A 16,380-nucleotide genomic window follows, 5' to 3' on the forward strand; every position below is an offset into this window, starting at 1 on the left:
ATCAGTGCTCCTCTAGTAATAACGTTGAGCTATTAGCCTCATCAATATCGCCACTATTTGGCAATGACCTAATAGCTCCGTCAGTATTCCAACCCTATTATGGGTTATTCAAAAAATTTAGTTAGATTGATTCTTACTATTCCAAAGAATCACATGAACGATTTTCATGGATCTTAATAGCAGATTAATAACCCGCTATTCGAATAAGAAAAACTAATCAATCTGGCACGCAAAGGATATTAAATATGAGTAAGATTATCGGTATTGACTTAGGTACAACTAACTCTTGTGTTGCTGTTTTAGACGGTGATACAGCACGTGTTATTGAAAATGCGGAAGGTGAGCGTACCACAGCATCAATTATTGCCTACACTGATGGTGAAACCTTAGTAGGACAACCAGCAAAACGTCAGGCAGTTACTAACCCTGAGAATACGTTGTTTGCAATTAAACGTTTAATTGGTCGTCGTTTTGAAGATGACGAGATCCAACGCGATCTTGATATTATGCCTTACAAAATTGTCAAAGCAGATAATGGCGACGCATGGGTTGAAGCGAAAGGCCAAAAAATGGCAGCACCACAAGTTTCTGCTGAAATATTAAAGAAAATGAAAAAAACAGCAGAAGAATACTTAGGTGAAAAAGTCACTGGTGCGGTTATTACTGTTCCTGCTTACTTTAATGATGCTCAACGTCAAGCAACAAAAGATGCGGGTCGTATTGCAGGTCTCGATGTTAAGCGTATTATCAACGAACCAACAGCTGCTGCATTGGCTTATGGTCTTGATAAAAAAGCCGGTGACAGCGTAATTGCGGTTTATGATTTAGGTGGTGGTACGTTTGATATTTCTATTATTGAAATTGATAACGTTGATGGCGAGCAAACCTTTGAAGTATTAGCAACCAATGGCGATACCCATCTTGGTGGTGAGGACTTTGATACGCGCCTAATTAACTACCTTGTGAGCGAATTTAAGAAAGATCAAGGTATCGACCTTAAACATGATCCGCTTGCCATGCAACGTGTAAAAGAAGCCGCAGAAAAAGCGAAGATTGAATTATCGTCAGCACAACAAACTGATGTCAATTTACCTTACGTCACAGCGGATGCAACAGGTCCTAAACACTTGAATGTTAAGATCACACGTGCAAAATTGGAATCACTGGTTGAAGACCTAGTACAAGGCACACTAGAGCCTGTAAAATTAGCTTTAAAAGATGCTAACTTGAACATAAGTGACATTACTGATGTTATCTTGGTTGGTGGTCAAACACGTATGCCTATGGTACAAAAAGTAGTGACTGACTTCTTTGGCAAAGTGCCACGTAAAGACGTTAATCCAGATGAAGCTGTTGCTATGGGTGCAGCTATTCAAGGTGGTGTCTTAGCTGGTGATGTTAAAGATGTATTATTACTTGATGTAACACCGCTATCATTTGGTATTGAAACCATGGGTGGCGTGATGACAACCTTGATTGATAAGAACACAACTATTCCAACCAAAGCGAATCAAGTGTTCTCTACTGCTGAAGATAACCAAAATGCAGTAACGATCCATGTTCTTCAAGGTGAGCGTAAACAAGCGGTACATAATAAGTCATTAGGTCAGTTTAACCTTGAAGGTATTCAAGCTGCACCACGTGGTATGCCACAAATTGATGTGACATTTGACTTAGATGCGGATGGTATTTTGAATGTATCAGCCACAGATAAAGCGACAGGTAAAGCACAAAAAATCACTATTCAAGCTTCAGGTGGTTTGACGGACGCTGAAATTGAAAAGATGGTTCAAGAAGCAGAAGCTAACAAAGACGCAGACAAACAGTTTGAAGAGTTAGTGACAGCCCGTAACCAAGCTGACCAATTAATTCACAGTACCCGTAAGCAAATAGCTGAAGCAGGTGATAGTTTCCCTGAAACAGAAAAAACGAACATTGAAGCAGCTATCACAGCACTTGAAGCGGTAAAATCTGGCGATGATAAAGCCGCGATAGATACTCAAACTCAAGCGTTAATGGCTGCGGCACAAAAATTAATGGAACATGCTCAGGCTCAAACCCAAGCAAATCCTCAAGGACAATCTGACGCTAACCAACAACAAACAGCGAAAGATGATGACGTTGTCGATGCTGAGTTTGAAGAAATGAAGTAAAACACTATTGTTACTGTATCGATAATTGGCTATGCCGTAATCAACAGCACATAGTAAAAACTTCACAATAACAATGGGCGAAGAGATCTTAATCTCTCGCCCTTTTCGACGATTACATTAAGAGAGAATCCCATTAGGCTAACTATCTGTGCCTGTTTAAATCATTAACCATTTAAGTGTGATGCTGTTTTTGGTTATTATAGACTTAATTAGATGATTTAGAATGTTCCAGATAGTTGTCCCGATAGGGATAAGAGGTGTTACCAATGTCAAAACGCGATTTTTATGAAGTTCTTGGTGTCGCCAAAACTGCTTCTGAGAAAGAAATTAAGAAAGCTTATAAAAAGCTAGCAATGAAATTCCACCCAGATAAAAACCCTGATGATCCAACCGCTGCTGATAAATTCAAAGAAGTAAAGGCAGCCTATGAGATTTTAATGGATAAAGAAAAACGCACCGCTTACGATCAATTTGGTCATAATGCGTTTGAAAATCCAGGCATGGGTGGTGGTCAACGCGGCGGCCATCACGGTTTTGGTCAGCAAGGTGGCTACAGCGATTTTGAAGACATGTTTGGCGGTGCTTTTGGTGACATGTTCTCTAATGCGCGTGGTGGTCGAGGCGGTTTCGGTGGTCGTCATTCTACTCGTCCTCAAAAAGGTGAAGATCTTCAATACACCATGGAAATCGACCTTGAAGATGCTATCAGTGGCGCATCACGAGTTATTGATTTACCTGTGTTTGAAGGCAGCACCCAAACCAATAAAAAACTTAATATTAAAATTCCAGCTGGTATCGAAGATGGCGGTCGCATTCGCTTAACCGGTAAAGGTCATCCCGGAATTAACGGCGGTAGTCAAGGTGATGTTTATATTCAAATGAATATCCTCCCTCACCCTCGTTATACGCGTGAAGGCAATAACCTACTCTGTAAAGCAACTACTGATTTTGTTACCGCAGCATTAGGCGGTAAAGTGGAAGTGAATACCTTAGGCGGTGCTATTAGTTTGAAAATACCAGAAGGTACTCAAAATGGTCGTAAATTCCGCCTTAAAGGCAAAGGGGTTACTGATCGTAAAGGCAATACCGGTGATTTAATTGTTCAACTTGTGATTGAAACACCATTGAACCTTAGTGAGCGTCAGAAAGAATTACTTAATGAGTTTGCAGCAGCTTAGCCTACACTAAATTAAACGCATTCAATAATGAAGCCAATATCAACGAATGTTATCATTCCAAGATATTGGCTTTTTGCATTCAACTTAGATTAACAGTAGGAACAACCATGCTGAAAAAAATCATTACCACCAGCTTGTTAGTGATTACAGGCATCAGCTTTAGCGCCTCTTGTGCATTCGCTGCAAATGTTATGGATATCAACCGTGCAGTAGAAAATAGTCGCCACCTGCTTCCAGGGGAAACCTTCACTCTTGATGAGCCTTGCCGCTTCTTTACTGATTACAGCTACAAAATCTATCACTGCCAAGCCATGATCGCCCCACTTGCATTAATAAAAGATAAAACCTTAGCAGCAACCAGTGAGACAGATAGGCTACTTAACCGTCAAATTGCATTTGTTCGCAAAGAAGGCGGCTTTGCTATCTTTCGATTACTGCCTATTTCAACCCATCCCGTTGTTGAAGAAAATGATGGCGATAATAGTTATACACCACCAGCGGCGGCTAAAAAGCAACTATCATTTTTAGGCTTTAAAGGTGGCGATAAAGAACAAAAATGAGTTAATAGTCGCTCATATTAACGTCAACAATCGTCTAATTATCGACAATAAAATCACTTTACTGTGAACCTATAAATAATTCAGTAAAATTGGTACGCCTTTAGCCAAACTCGATTTAGAATACGCAGCAATTACTCTGTTGCGTTATTTCTAGACTAAATTGTGAGTCCAATTTTTACCCGCCATGATTGAACATAAAATTGAACAATGGGGCATTCGCCGCGTTGAAAAACACCTTAGCCGTAAGCAACCACTATTTGCACGTATATCAGATAAAAAACTCTGTCAGCTTTGTGTGGGGCTATCATTCTTGATTGGTTTCACGACAACATTTGTTATTGTCGCATTTGAAATTTATCTTGAACTCTTAGGTGAGAATTGGTTAGCGTGGGATAACCTGATTAAACTGGTACTTATCAATATTGGCTTTATTGGTTTAGAGTTACTGTTGCTATTTGAAATTGGTTTTATGACGACAGCATTACTTATTAACCGTGCCAGTGCTGAAAATCACTTCTGTGACAAAATGAAAGCATCATTAGTCCGTGCTGTTATGGAGCTCTCTGAACCGATTGATAATATTCACGGTATTAAACCCTATAAAGAGCTCAGTAAATTTCGTTATATCAAAGTTGCTCTTTATTCAGGTAAAGATATTCTGAGTAATTTTTTAATTAAAGCTATCTTACAAAAATCAATGTCTCGCAGCAGCGTACGCGTTTATATCCCATTAATTTCAACCTTAATTACCGGGTTTTGGGATGCTTGGGTTCAGCAAAAAGCACTACGTGAAGTAAGACTGCGGATTTCAGCGCGAATTTATGTACTTAATCAAGTAGCGCGTCACCAGCAGAAGCAAATATCGATGACTTATCGTACCGCCCTATTACGCAGTATCGCCGTACGCCAAAGCTATAAGCAAGAATGTGATGTCAATTTAGAAATGTTTTATGACGAGATTTATAAGCAGGCACCAATAACACTGACGGATATTGAGTCACCGACGCTACTATTACAAAGTTTAAGCCTGTTAAACCCAGCCGAATATAATGATGTTATAGATATACTGACGACATTACTGTACTTCCGTCAACGGTTAACAGCTAATGAGAAAAAGCTCTTGGTTCAATGCGGTATTATTGAGCAACAAAAAATCAATCCGTTATTAGCATAACTGCAAAACAACGCCACTGTGATTAAATACGCCGCAATCTATTATCACTATTATTTGGATTATTGATTGCGGCGTTTATTGATTAGCCTTGGTTTTGCATTTGTTTTTTAAGACGGGCTAAGTTGATTGGGTTAGAGCGAACAGTGAAAGTAATATGCTCATATTCATATTCCTCCTTAGTCACACTCATGCTTGAGCGAATTTCACCAATAATACCGTTGGCGGTATATGGCACGACAATTTCATCCTCAACCATCTCGTCTTGTGCAACACCGACGATATATTGATGCAGTTTAGTAATATCGGCTGGATTACGGGTCGATGTCATGATCGCATCAGGGAACTCAGCCATTAATGCGTGTTGTTGCTCGATACTCAATTGGTCAGATTTATTTAACACTAATTGTTTAGATATATCATCCACACCTACTTCTTGTAGCACTTCATGAACTACATCAAGTTGCGAACGGAAAGAAGGATCTGAGGCATCAACCACATAGAGTAATAAAGAAGCATCATGCGCTTCTGCCAATGTTGAGTGAAACGACGCCACTAAATCATGGGGAAGTTTCTTAATAAAACCTACTGTATCTGACACTAAAATACGTGGCTGAGTGATCGGCTGTAATGCCCGTACAGTAGTATCTAGCGTTGCAAACAATTTGTTTTCCACTAACACTTCACTACCAGTTAAGGCGCGCATCATTGATGACTTACCCGCATTGGTATAACCCACTAACGCGACACAGAACAATTCTGAACGTTGAGCACGACGGCCTTTCAGTTCATTTTGAACACTTGCAAGCTCACGGCGTAACTCAGCTAATTGATCACGTATTTTACGGCGATCAAGTTCAAGTGTGGTTTCACCTGCACCTTTGCCCATTTGACGCTCTTTATTACCACTGGTTGATTCACGCAGGCGTGGCGCTAGATAGTTAAGGCGAGCAATTTCTACTTGTAATCGTGCTGTTCGAGTACGCGCATGACGACTAAATATTTCAATAATAATACCAGTACGATCAAATACCTCGACACCTAATTGATTTTCAACATTACGTAATTGTGATGGGCTTAAATCACAATCAAATACCACCACATCGGCACTACCAAAAGGTAAATCTTCAGACGGTAGTTCGCTAAAAAGCATCTCATCAACAATGTCATCATCGTCGAAATCAAAATCGTCAACAATGCCTTGATTGCCCGTCAAATGGGCTATTTCCGCCATTTTTCCAGAACCAAGCACATTCATGCGTTGGGTTGAGCTGAGTTTTTGTGATTGAGTACCAACAACTTTAAAACCAAGCGTGGTAACAAGGCGAGCTAATTCAGCCAGTGACGCTTTTGCTTCATCACCTTTAAATTGCGGGGTTTGGATTGAAATAAGTAAAGCGCGATTTTGTGAGGCTTTTGCTGTCAATTGCATAATTTTCTATTCGTACACCTATGTGCACCCTATTTTTTATATTTGGTTCATCCTACGCTGTTATTAGCCCGCTTTATATAAAAATAGACTGGTGTTGAAGTTATCAAGGTAACTACATTGCTATTTACAGCGACTTTCTCAAATAATGGCAAGTGTTAGCTGCTAATATGTTGGTTAACTGCTCAATCGATATTTGGTGGTGCTTGGCCAATGCTGCAACAACATTCACCGTCATACTTGGATCACCTTTTTCACCGTTATATTTACATGGCGCATCAGATTCAACTAATAACATTGATAGTGGTATGGTTTGCACAAATTGCCAATAATGATCATCAACAAAAATCCACGGACTTGCTGAAATAAAATGCCCGCATTGATGTAGTTGAGCTAGCTGTATTGCTGAGCCTTCGTACCAATGAAATAACGCCCCTTCAATACCATATTGCTGCAATATTGGCAGTGCTAACTCAATATCATCTTCCACCACATGAAGATTAACGGGTAAATTATACTCAGCTGCTAGAGCAACAAACCGCGCCATTAATTGTGCGCCCTGCTGTTTTAACTGCTGCTTTTCGATCACCGTTTTGTCATCAAGATAAAAAAACGGTATACCAATTTCGCCAATACCACTGAGCAAACCATGATGCTGATGGATCAAGGCTATCATCGCTTCTATCATGGTTTCATCAGCGCTAACTTCAGGGTGAACACCTAAAAATAATGCAATCGCATCAGGATATTGCTGTTTTAGCGTAATTAACTGCTGTGCACTCTCAAGTGTCATCGATACAGCACCAATTTTGTTACCGGCAGCAATAAAAGCTGCCAGGCTTTCAGGCGCGACAGACTCTAAATGGCAATGAATATCAGTGATCATTCTTTCACCTATCAATCGAAATAAACACCATACGCAAAATAATCTCAGGCTGCTATTTTTGTTTAATCTCTAATTGTATTTAAAATAAAAGACACACTTAATTGTACAATGTTTTATTGAGTGCTGTGCTATTTTATATTCAGACACTATCGTAGTCATGCAACAAGTATAAGGATAACCATGAGTCAGTTTTCTTTATTGAAACAACAACGCTTTCTGCCTTTTTTTGTTACCCAAGCATTAGGCGCATTTAACGATAATTTATATAAGAATTTTATATTATTAATCGTCGTATTTTCTAGCGTTTATAGTCAAACCGACAGTAATGTATTAGTTAATATTGCAGCGGCTTTATTTATTATCCCTTTTTTTATTGTCTCCTATTGGCGGCCAATTAGCAGATAAATATGAAAAATCCACATTGATAAGATACCTAAAGATAATTGAATTTTGTATTATGCTTACAGGTGCTATGGCTATTTATTGGCAGTCCATGCCTGCACTATTGATGTTATTATTTATTATGGGAGCACAATCTGCTTTCTTTGGCCCCGTAAAATTCGCCTTAATGCCGCAACATTTATCATCAAAAATATTACTCGCTGGCAACGCTCTCGTTGAGATGGGAACATTTGTGGCTATTTTAGGTGGTACATTAACCGCAGGATTTATTTTTAGCCACGAGAATCGAGAAATAGTTGCCGCTATAGCTGTGGTTATAATCTCTTTGACAGGTTTAATCAGTAGTCTATTCATTCCCAAAGCAACAGCAAATAATCCTCAGCTAAAGATTAATTGGAACCCTATTACGCAAATCATACATACGGTTCATATCACAAAACAAAACCGTACTGTGTATTTATCCATCTTAGCCATTAGTTGGTTTTGGTTTGTTGGAGCAACCTACCTTACTCAACTACCTAATTTCGCTAAACTACTCATTAACGATAATCCACACTATGTCACTTTATTATTAACGATCTTTTCAGTGGGTATAGCCTTTGGTGCATTAGTTTGTGAAACCTTATCAGGTGATCAAGTCGAACTTGGTATTATTCCTCTTGGCGCACTTGGCATTAGTATCTTTGGCATTGACCTGTATTTTGCAAGTCAACACATTGTCACTCATGATCAAATAGCTATGACTGATTTTTTAAGTAAAAACATACGAATGCTGTTAGATTTAATGCTATTAAGCATGTCCGGCAGTATTTTTGTCGTGCCACTACATGCGTTAATTCAGCAGCGAAGCGATGTTGCTCACCGAGCCCAAATTATTGCCGGTAATAATGTACTTAATGCTCTATTTATGGTGTTAAGTGCCGTATTTTCAATTGTAATGTTAACGGTATTTAATGTCTCGATTCCAACGTTATTATTAATTATTGCGATTATTAATGCCGGCGTTGCTCTGTATGTCTTTAGCCAAGTTCAAGAGTTTGTATTACGATTTGTAGTATGGATGATCACACGAGTGCTATACCGTATTAAATCTACAGGGTTAAATAATATTCCTCAAACAGGCCCTGCCGTATTAATTTGTAATCATGTTAGTTTTGTCGATGCGCTATTAATCGGTGCAGCTAGCCGCCGTCCAATACGTTTCGTCATGGATAAAGGCATCGCAAACTTACCACTTGCGAAATATTTCTTTAAATGGGCAAAAACAATCCCTATTTGTTCTCAGAAATTATCACCAGAAGTCTACCGTAATGCGTTTAATCAAGTAGAAAAAGAACTATTGGATGGTCACCTTGTCTGTATTTTCCCCGAAGGTAAAATCACCCGCACAGGTGAGTTAAATGACTTTAAACGTGGTATTGAGATAATAATTGCACGAACTCCCGTACCTGTTATACCGATGGCATTAAAAGGCGTATATGGTTCTATTTTTAGCTATCAGAGAAAATCAAATATAATAACAGTCATTAAGCGCTTTCGTTCACAATTAGAAGTAGTTGCATCTACTCCTGTGCCACCACAAGAAGTTACCGCAAATAAATTACAGCGTATTACTCAGAACCTTATAACCTCTTAATAATAAAAACCCTCTATTAATTAGAATATTAATAGAGGGTTAGTCAGATTATATTATCCACTAAATTTCACTGGATAATACAATGATTTTATTTAGTCGTTGTTGTCGCCACATCTGCTGGTGTAGTCGCAGTTGCTGCTGTATCTTTTGCAGGAGTTACAACATGAGTATTTAGTTTAACCTGCGTTGGTGATGTTATGCCCGCTTGGTTAAATTGTTGCTGCATCGCTAACATTTGCTGTTGCTGCTGATGCATCAACTTCGTCATATTAGCTTGCATAGTATTAAAATCACTTGGGTTACCCATTGTATTCCAAGAATTTGCAAATGCTTGATTCATTTCAAGCTGTTGCTTTTGCATCGCATCAAAAAATGTCTTATTCACTTTTTGGTTATGACCATTACCTTGGAACTGCACAATTTCATAATGGAACGGACCTTGTGGTGTTTGAAGAACTCCTTTAGTGACACTCTTTTCACCATCTTTAGTTTTTACTGTATTGGTTGTTTGATCGGGTAAAACCTTAGTATTAGATTTAGCCAGCATTTGTCGATCAACACTTTGAATCCAACCAGTATTACCATTAGTAGTATCACCTACTTTTTCCCAACCATTATTTTGGTAAATAGTAATTAATTGCACATCTGATTTTATTGTTTCTACAACAGGAGAAGTGACACTTGGTTTTTCATAAACCTTGACCGTTTTGATACTAGAATCAGCCCATGCTGCTGTACTTAAACAAGTAATAGCAATGATACCTGAAATTGCCACCGCTAAACGTTTCATATCAACCTCTGATGTGTATTTATAACTTAAAAGTAATTAAAAAAACTGGATGTATAAATAACGTAATCAATGTCTGTTATATTAATCAATAAAAATGAATCCAAAATGAATATTCGTATTCTAATAGCCAACAAAATAAAACTAAAATGCAATCTAACTATTTAAAAATACATTTTTAAAAAATAGCATAGTTATTTCATTTTTATAAGTTTACTATTTATTCACAAAACACAAATAAAAGTTCTATCACTAACATATAACGATAGAACTGAACTTCAGTCTCTTTTAATAAAAACAAGAACAATCTATGTGAATAAGATACGCCGTTATACTTAATATTCTAGAGGCTTATATTATTGAAAATGGTCACTAATTTTTCATTTGTATGGCTTTATTTTGTTATTCCCATCCCATCAGTAATTAGCTGCCGTAACCATTGATGACTAGGATCTAAATCAAAATGTTTATTCCACAATAAAAGGTAGCCACCGGGTTCTAATTCAATTGGAATAGGACGGCTAACAAGTTCGGTATTCTCAATCATTGCTAATGCCGATACTGAAGGGTAACACATCAATAAATCACTTTGCTCACACAGTTTTATTGCGGCATAGCAATCGGTCATATTAACGGCATTATCAAGTTTTTTATGTTCAAGCGCTAAAATCTCATCTAATAACCATCGCTTTAGCCCACCAATACTGACTTGTAAATGACGATATTTTAAAAACACATCTAGGCTCCAAGGTTCACTCAATGCGGGATGGCCTTTACGCATTAAGCATACTGGATAGTCACGTGCTAACTCAATATAATTTAATGATGACGGTACATGACGGTAATGACTTGATGAACGCTCATCCCATTCAAAGATACCAATACCAAAATCAATTTCACAGCGTAATAAACGCTGTAAACTATCGTCATTCCAGGTTTTGCTAGATAAACTAATGTCAGGCGCTTGCTGTAGCAGTTGTGGCATAAAACGAGGATAAGTTAATGAATAAGCAGTTTCTACTAGATCAATATGAAACTGACGTTGACTCAGCGCTGGATCAAACGCTTCAGCCCGTGTCAGCTGATTAACCCGCTGTAAAATATCATACACAGAGTCTGATAATAACAGTGCTTTAGGCGTTGGTCGTAAACCATAAGGTGTACGTTCAAACAAAGGATCTGCAAATGTTTGGCGTAATTTAGCCAATTGCTTACTGACAGCAGATTGACTCAAATGCAGTCGCGCTGCAGCTGCCGTTACACTTTGCTCTTCTAGCAAGACATTCAATATGCGTAATAAATTTATATCAAAATTTTTCATCTACTACTTTCCTATCAAACATTTAAATCTAGTTACGACCATCACCATAATTATATTCTGCTACGCAAATGTTGATGAGCAGCGTCTGAGATATCATTTCCCCATGCTTGACGTTGTAAGCGTTGCGCAGCAACTAAGGTTGAACCTGATCCAAAAAAAGGATCTGCCACAATATCACCAGCAACAGAGCTTTGTTCTATTAACGTTTCAAGCAGTGGTACTGGTTTTTCTGTGGGATAACCACGATAAATACGTTTAAATTCAAGCACATCAGGAATGGATAAGTTTGATAGTTTACGCTTACCTTTTTCAAAGAAAAGAATGAACTCATAACGTGCACGATAATGATAACCCATACCGATTGCGACTTTGTCCCATACAATCGGTTTCCAAAATTTAAACCCGGCTTGTTCAGCAATCGGTTTAATGTAAAACATGGTTTCTTGATCGCAAAACAAATAGAAATGGCTATTAGATTTTAATACACGGTAAGCATGTTCTAATAATGCCTCAAATCGTTGATTAGGGAAAATATCAAACCATTGATTACTTGATGATTTACTGTTCTTTAAGCGGGTTGTTGTACCTATTTTCCGATGCTTCTCTAACGATTCATACGGAGGATCAGTGATCAACAGATCAATACTGTTATCCGCTAATGAAGACAGCCATTCGACTGCATCTTGTTGATGTAATTGCATTGAAAAACCCACACTAAACAATAGAAATAATAACGCCTGCATACCATCGATGAGGCGTTAATTTGGTTACGTGTTTTAGCAAAAAAAGCACAATATAGATAGTAACAAGCCTTTAAACAGCGGTAATTTTAATTAACTGTGCTATTTTCCATCATTGTGAGTTTTCTTGCTTCACGTCGACACAACGGCGTTAATAGCGCGATATTATTTTTAATAAAACTATCAACAAAATCAAAATCAATTTGGCTGTAGGCATTTAATACTTGTCCCATCGCTTGTTGAACTAACATCGACTTATCAGCAGCAAGATATAAAATAGTTTCACTTAATAAGGTTACATTGGTTTGTTGCTGATGATGTAAATGTGCTAGTAATGATGCTCGTTTCAGCCATACGTTATCTGACTCACGCCATTGAATAAGGTAATGTTCTAAATCTCGATGTTGTAGTATCACCTTACCTATCAAGTTACTCGCAAGGCGATCTAAAATATCGACATTATCAGCCGCATCTAACATTTCAAGGTAAATATCAAAAGATGCTAATGTTTGATAATCGGTATAATATTCACCTGCATCTAAAGCTAAATAACGCTCTTCTCGATAAATACCCGACCATAACCATAATAATAAACGCTGATAGTCCTCGATGTTGTTAATCGTGGTATGAGCTTGCGCGAGTTTGAATATTTTATGGCGTTTTTCCGGACTAACGCCATAGAAAGGCTGTCGAATATTCAAATCATACTGCATTTTTTTGGCAACAAGTGTGCTGCCAGCTGCGACTAGGTGCTGCTGCATAAGAATAACCATTGGTATAACTAATGACATAGTCTTTCCTCTTTGTTACTTCTCATTACTGCCGAGCATTAATGCTAGTAATGGTAATAACTTTTTTATAATCAATATTGTTGTATTTTTTAGCTTATAAAAATAAGTTCCTCGACTTTTTCATATTGCGACCTAAATCTCAAATCATTTATCACGGTTTCAATTAATTTACAGCAATAACAATAACAATAATGATAACTACACGCATTTATATTTGAATTGTAAGTTTGCACCTATTGCAGTTCAAAATAATAACCATTCTCATTAGTATTCGTAAAAATCATTCTTTACAGGTATCGTTGTGAAAATTAAGCTAAAAATCCTTACAATTTGTGCAGCTACTCTTTGTCCACTGACCTCTTTTGCTGCTACCTACCCTGTTACAGTAACTGACGTAGCTGGACGTACTATTACCTTTGACCACCAGCCACAAAATATTGCGCTATCAACCAGTCGCATTTTTCCATTACTTGAAATCATCTATCAACAAGACGCTGCTAAGCATCTTGTCGCTGCACGTGATGATATGCAATTTTCCGCACCAAGCATGTATGCTAACTATGTAAAACACTATCCTTCACTACAACACGTACCAAAAATTGGCCTCATAAAGTCAGGTGAATTTGATGCAGAACGATTCATTAATTTAAACCCTAAACCAGATTTATTTATCGTTGATTTATCTAATATTAAATTAGCTCAAGATAACGGTTTATTAAAAAAATTAGCGGCGGCAGGCATTAAAGTGATTGCAGTTGATTTTCGTGAAAACCCTATCAAGAATACGGTAAAATCGGTAGAAACAGTGGCTAAAACTGTTGGCCGAGAAGCACAAGGACAAACATTCGCGCACTACTATCTCGATCACGTTACTGCACTCGAACAAACCCTAGCTCAGCACTCGAACCTAGCCCCTAAACGAGTATTTATTGAACGTGCAGCCGGTTACAGTGATTCTTGTTGTCGTACCTTTGCTGGCGGTAATATGGGTGCTTACATCCCATTCTTAAAAGCGATTAACATTGCAGATAAACCACTCAAAGGTGCAATCACAGGTCAGATGTCATCAGAAACTGTGATTACCGCTCGTCCTGATGTATACATAATGCAGACCACAGGTTGGATTAACGATAAAGGCCAACCAACTCATGGCATTCCATTAGGTTATAACCCGAATTCTACTGCGATAAAAACAGCCACTAAAGCATTAATGGATCGTGATTGGTTACAAGCTGTTAGTGCTTATCAAACCAAGAATGTCTATTCGATTTATATGCCATTTTATAATTCACCTTATAACTTAGTCGCGATGGAATATTTTGCGAAATGGATCCATCCAAACGTATTTAAAGACTTACACCCACAACAAACTTTTGAAGAAATGAATAAGCAATTTGGGCATCGTATTGTCAGTGGCGACTTTGGCCTGAATAACTTTAAGGCAATGCAATAATGAGCGCATTGTTACTTGAGTTAAACACCCACAATACTCGTAACCGTAACAAGAAAGTGGCGCTGGCTATTTTGTTAGTGCTGAGTATTGTGTGTGTCATTGCTGATATTTTTATTGGTTCACAAGGACTGACTTTTACTCAAGTTATTCACGCCCTGATTCATCCTCAAACCAGTGATATTGCCAGCAAAATTATTGTGTGGAATATTCGAATGCCAATGGCACTAATGGCGCCCTTAATCGGGGCCGCCTTAGCGTTAGCAGGCGCACAAATGCAAACCACATTAAATAACCCTTTAGCTGATCCCTATACTTTTGGAGTCTCGGCTGCGGCTGGATTTGGCGCATCATTGGTGATCACTCATGTCATCGCGATCCCCTTCGTGCCTGCCCAATATCAAATCGCATTGATGGCATTTATTATGTGTTTATTAACCACATTTTTAATTGCTGCTATTTCATCAGTAAAGCGAATTTCTATTGAAGGGGTAATGCTGTTTGGTATTGCGGTGATGTTTGCTTACGACAGCTTACTGACCATGATGCAATATGTTGCCAGCGAAACCCAATTACAAACATTAGTATTCTGGCAAATGGGATCTCTTGATCGTGGCAGTTGGGCAAAAATTACCGTGCTTGCGATTGTGTTACCGATTGTGCTGTTGATTATGATGAAAGATGCTTGGCAATTATCAACCCTTAAAATTGGTCACGAACGTGCTCAAGTAATGGGAATAAACGTTAAGCGGCTGCGTATCAAAACCCTATTATTAGTATCTGTTATCACCTCTCTCGCGGTTTCATTTGTTGGCGCTGTTAGTTTTGTCGGATTAGTTGCACCGCATATTGCTCGTATGGTATTAGGCGAAGATCAACGTTATTTTCTGCCTGCATCTTGTCTTGTCGGTGCTGTGTTACTTGAGCTCGCCTCTATCGCCAGTAAAAGCATTATGCCGGGCATTATTCTGCCGTTAACGGTAGTAATGTCGATCATTGGTATTCCTTTCTTTATCTATTTGATCATTAAAAAAGGTGGGCGTTTTTAATGGCTCTTACTATTAATAATATTTCGGTCGCATTTGGTGATAAAACGATTCTAAATAAATTATCACTACCAGTGATTACTGCAGGAGAAATGGTGGCCATCATTGGTAAAAATGGCGCTGGAAAATCAACTTTATTACGGCATATCACCCAACATTTGAATCAGCATTCACAGCAGATCTTATTACACGATAAGCCATTGAGTTTAGATAATATTGGCTATTTACCCCAAGATCACCGTATTTCAGCCACCATCACAGTGGTTGAGTTATTAATTACCACCCTCAATATGGGGTCGCATTCTTTATTTGCCAAAGCAAACAGTGCAGAGAAAAGCTTACAGTTATTACAACAAATGGGTATTTTACATTTAGCTAATAAGATTTGTACTGAACTCTCTGGCGGTGAAAGCCAAATGGTAGGACTCGCGCAAGCGGTAGTTAACCAACCTAAAATGCTTATTCTTGATGAACCAACATCAGCACTTGATATGCATAACCAAATGAAGTTACTTGATTTTGTTAAACTATACGCTCAACAAAACCAAGCTTGTGTATTGATGGTTATCCATGATCTTAATTTAGCCATTCAATATTCAACCAAAGTTGCTGCATTGCATCAAGGTCAGCTTTTTGCTTATGGCGCTCCGATTACAACCATTACTCCAGCGTTAATTGCTGCAGTATTTGATGTTGATGCGCACGTGGCAATTATTGATGAACGTCCGATTGTGGTAGTTAAGTCATCTGGTAATATAGAATCTATTAGTACTTAGTTATTAACGCTTAATATATGCAAAAACCTCTATTCGCACCGCGCTTATAGAGGC

At 38.2% G+C, this 16,380-nt stretch carries 13 protein-coding genes and 1 pseudogene; 8 read left to right on the top strand and 6 right to left on the bottom strand.

The window, feature by feature from the left end:
* Nucleotides 1-245: 245 nt before the first annotated feature.
* The 4 genes from dnaK to BTN98_RS15830 all read left to right on the top strand — a co-directional run bounded on the left by dnaK (nt 246) and on the right by BTN98_RS15830 (nt 5,065).
* Entirely contained in the window at nt 246-2,153 is a 1,908-nt protein-coding gene (dnaK, locus tag BTN98_RS15815; RefSeq protein WP_060998432.1) for a molecular chaperone DnaK, read from the top strand.
* 266 nt (nt 2,154-2,419) lie between these two features.
* Nucleotides 2,420-3,331, top strand: a complete 912-nt coding sequence (locus tag BTN98_RS15820) for a DnaJ C-terminal domain-containing protein (RefSeq protein ID WP_060998431.1) — start codon at nt 2,420-2,422, stop codon at nt 3,329-3,331.
* Nucleotides 3,332-3,438: 107 nt separating this feature from the next.
* Nucleotides 3,439-3,891, top strand: a complete 453-nt coding sequence (locus BTN98_RS15825) for a hypothetical protein (protein WP_060998430.1) — start codon at nt 3,439-3,441, stop codon at nt 3,889-3,891.
* A gap of 184 nt (nt 3,892-4,075) precedes the next feature.
* Complete coding sequence (locus BTN98_RS15830; protein WP_060998429.1) at nt 4,076-5,065, top strand: LBF_2804 family protein; 990 nt, start codon at nt 4,076-4,078, stop codon at nt 5,063-5,065.
* 82 nt (nt 5,066-5,147) lie between these two features.
* On the opposite strand, the gene hflX is transcribed toward BTN98_RS15830, so the two are convergent.
* Both hflX and BTN98_RS15840 read right to left on the bottom strand, forming a co-directional pair.
* Nucleotides 5,148-6,494 carry a GTPase HflX gene (gene hflX / locus BTN98_RS15835; protein WP_060998428.1) on the bottom strand — a complete coding sequence of 449 codons (1,347 nt, stop codon included), beginning with the start codon at nt 6,492-6,494 and terminating at the stop codon, nt 5,148-5,150.
* 124 nt (nt 6,495-6,618) lie between these two features.
* Nucleotides 6,619-7,377 (bottom strand): TatD family hydrolase, encoded by a 759-nt coding sequence (locus tag BTN98_RS15840; RefSeq protein ID WP_060998427.1) that lies wholly within the window; start codon nt 7,375-7,377, stop codon nt 6,619-6,621.
* A gap of 180 nt (nt 7,378-7,557) precedes the next feature.
* On the opposite strand from BTN98_RS15840, the pseudogene BTN98_RS15845 reads away from it, so the two are divergent.
* Nucleotides 7,558-9,415: pseudogene (locus BTN98_RS15845) on the top strand (MFS transporter).
* 88 nt (nt 9,416-9,503) lie between these two features.
* Here BTN98_RS15845 and BTN98_RS15850 read toward each other — a convergent pair.
* The 4 genes from BTN98_RS15850 to BTN98_RS15865 form a co-directional block, all read right to left on the bottom strand.
* Entirely contained in the window at nt 9,504-10,205 is a 702-nt protein-coding gene (locus BTN98_RS15850) for an SH3 domain-containing protein (protein WP_060998425.1), read from the bottom strand.
* Nucleotides 10,206-10,596: 391 nt separating this feature from the next.
* Entirely contained in the window at nt 10,597-11,523 is a 927-nt protein-coding gene (locus tag BTN98_RS15855) for a LysR substrate-binding domain-containing protein (protein ID WP_060998424.1), read from the bottom strand.
* A gap of 50 nt (nt 11,524-11,573) precedes the next feature.
* Nucleotides 11,574-12,224, bottom strand: a complete 651-nt coding sequence (locus BTN98_RS15860) for a DNA-methyltransferase (RefSeq protein WP_060998476.1) — start codon at nt 12,222-12,224, stop codon at nt 11,574-11,576.
* Nucleotides 12,225-12,352: 128 nt separating this feature from the next.
* Nucleotides 12,353-13,054 carry a DNA alkylation repair protein gene (locus tag BTN98_RS15865; protein WP_060998423.1) on the bottom strand — a complete coding sequence of 234 codons (702 nt, stop codon included), beginning with the start codon at nt 13,052-13,054 and terminating at the stop codon, nt 12,353-12,355.
* A 301-nt stretch (nt 13,055-13,355) separates the two neighbouring features.
* Between BTN98_RS15865 and BTN98_RS15870 the strand changes: the two genes are divergently transcribed.
* The 3 genes from BTN98_RS15870 to BTN98_RS15880 are packed head-to-tail and all read left to right on the top strand — an operon-like array spanning nt 13,356 to nt 16,326.
* Nucleotides 13,356-14,507, top strand: a complete 1,152-nt coding sequence (locus BTN98_RS15870; protein ID WP_060998422.1) for an ABC transporter substrate-binding protein — start codon at nt 13,356-13,358, stop codon at nt 14,505-14,507.
* Nucleotides 14,507-15,553: a FecCD family ABC transporter permease gene (locus BTN98_RS15875; protein ID WP_060998421.1), complete on the top strand. Its 1,047-nt coding sequence runs from the start codon at nt 14,507-14,509 to the stop codon at nt 15,551-15,553. The genes BTN98_RS15870 and BTN98_RS15875 overlap by 1 nt, the downstream gene beginning before the upstream one ends.
* The gene (locus BTN98_RS15880) at nt 15,553-16,326 is read left to right on the top strand and encodes an ABC transporter ATP-binding protein (RefSeq protein ID WP_060998420.1); all 774 of its coding nucleotides are present in this window, start codon (nt 15,553-15,555) and stop codon (nt 16,324-16,326) included. The genes BTN98_RS15875 and BTN98_RS15880 overlap by 1 nt, the downstream gene beginning before the upstream one ends.
* The last annotated feature ends 54 nt before the right edge of the window (nt 16,327-16,380 follow it).

Origin of the sequence: Photobacterium aquimaris, from assembly GCF_002954455.1 — a bacterium.
Taxonomy (GTDB): Bacteria; Pseudomonadota; Gammaproteobacteria; order Enterobacterales; family Vibrionaceae; genus Photobacterium; species Photobacterium aquimaris.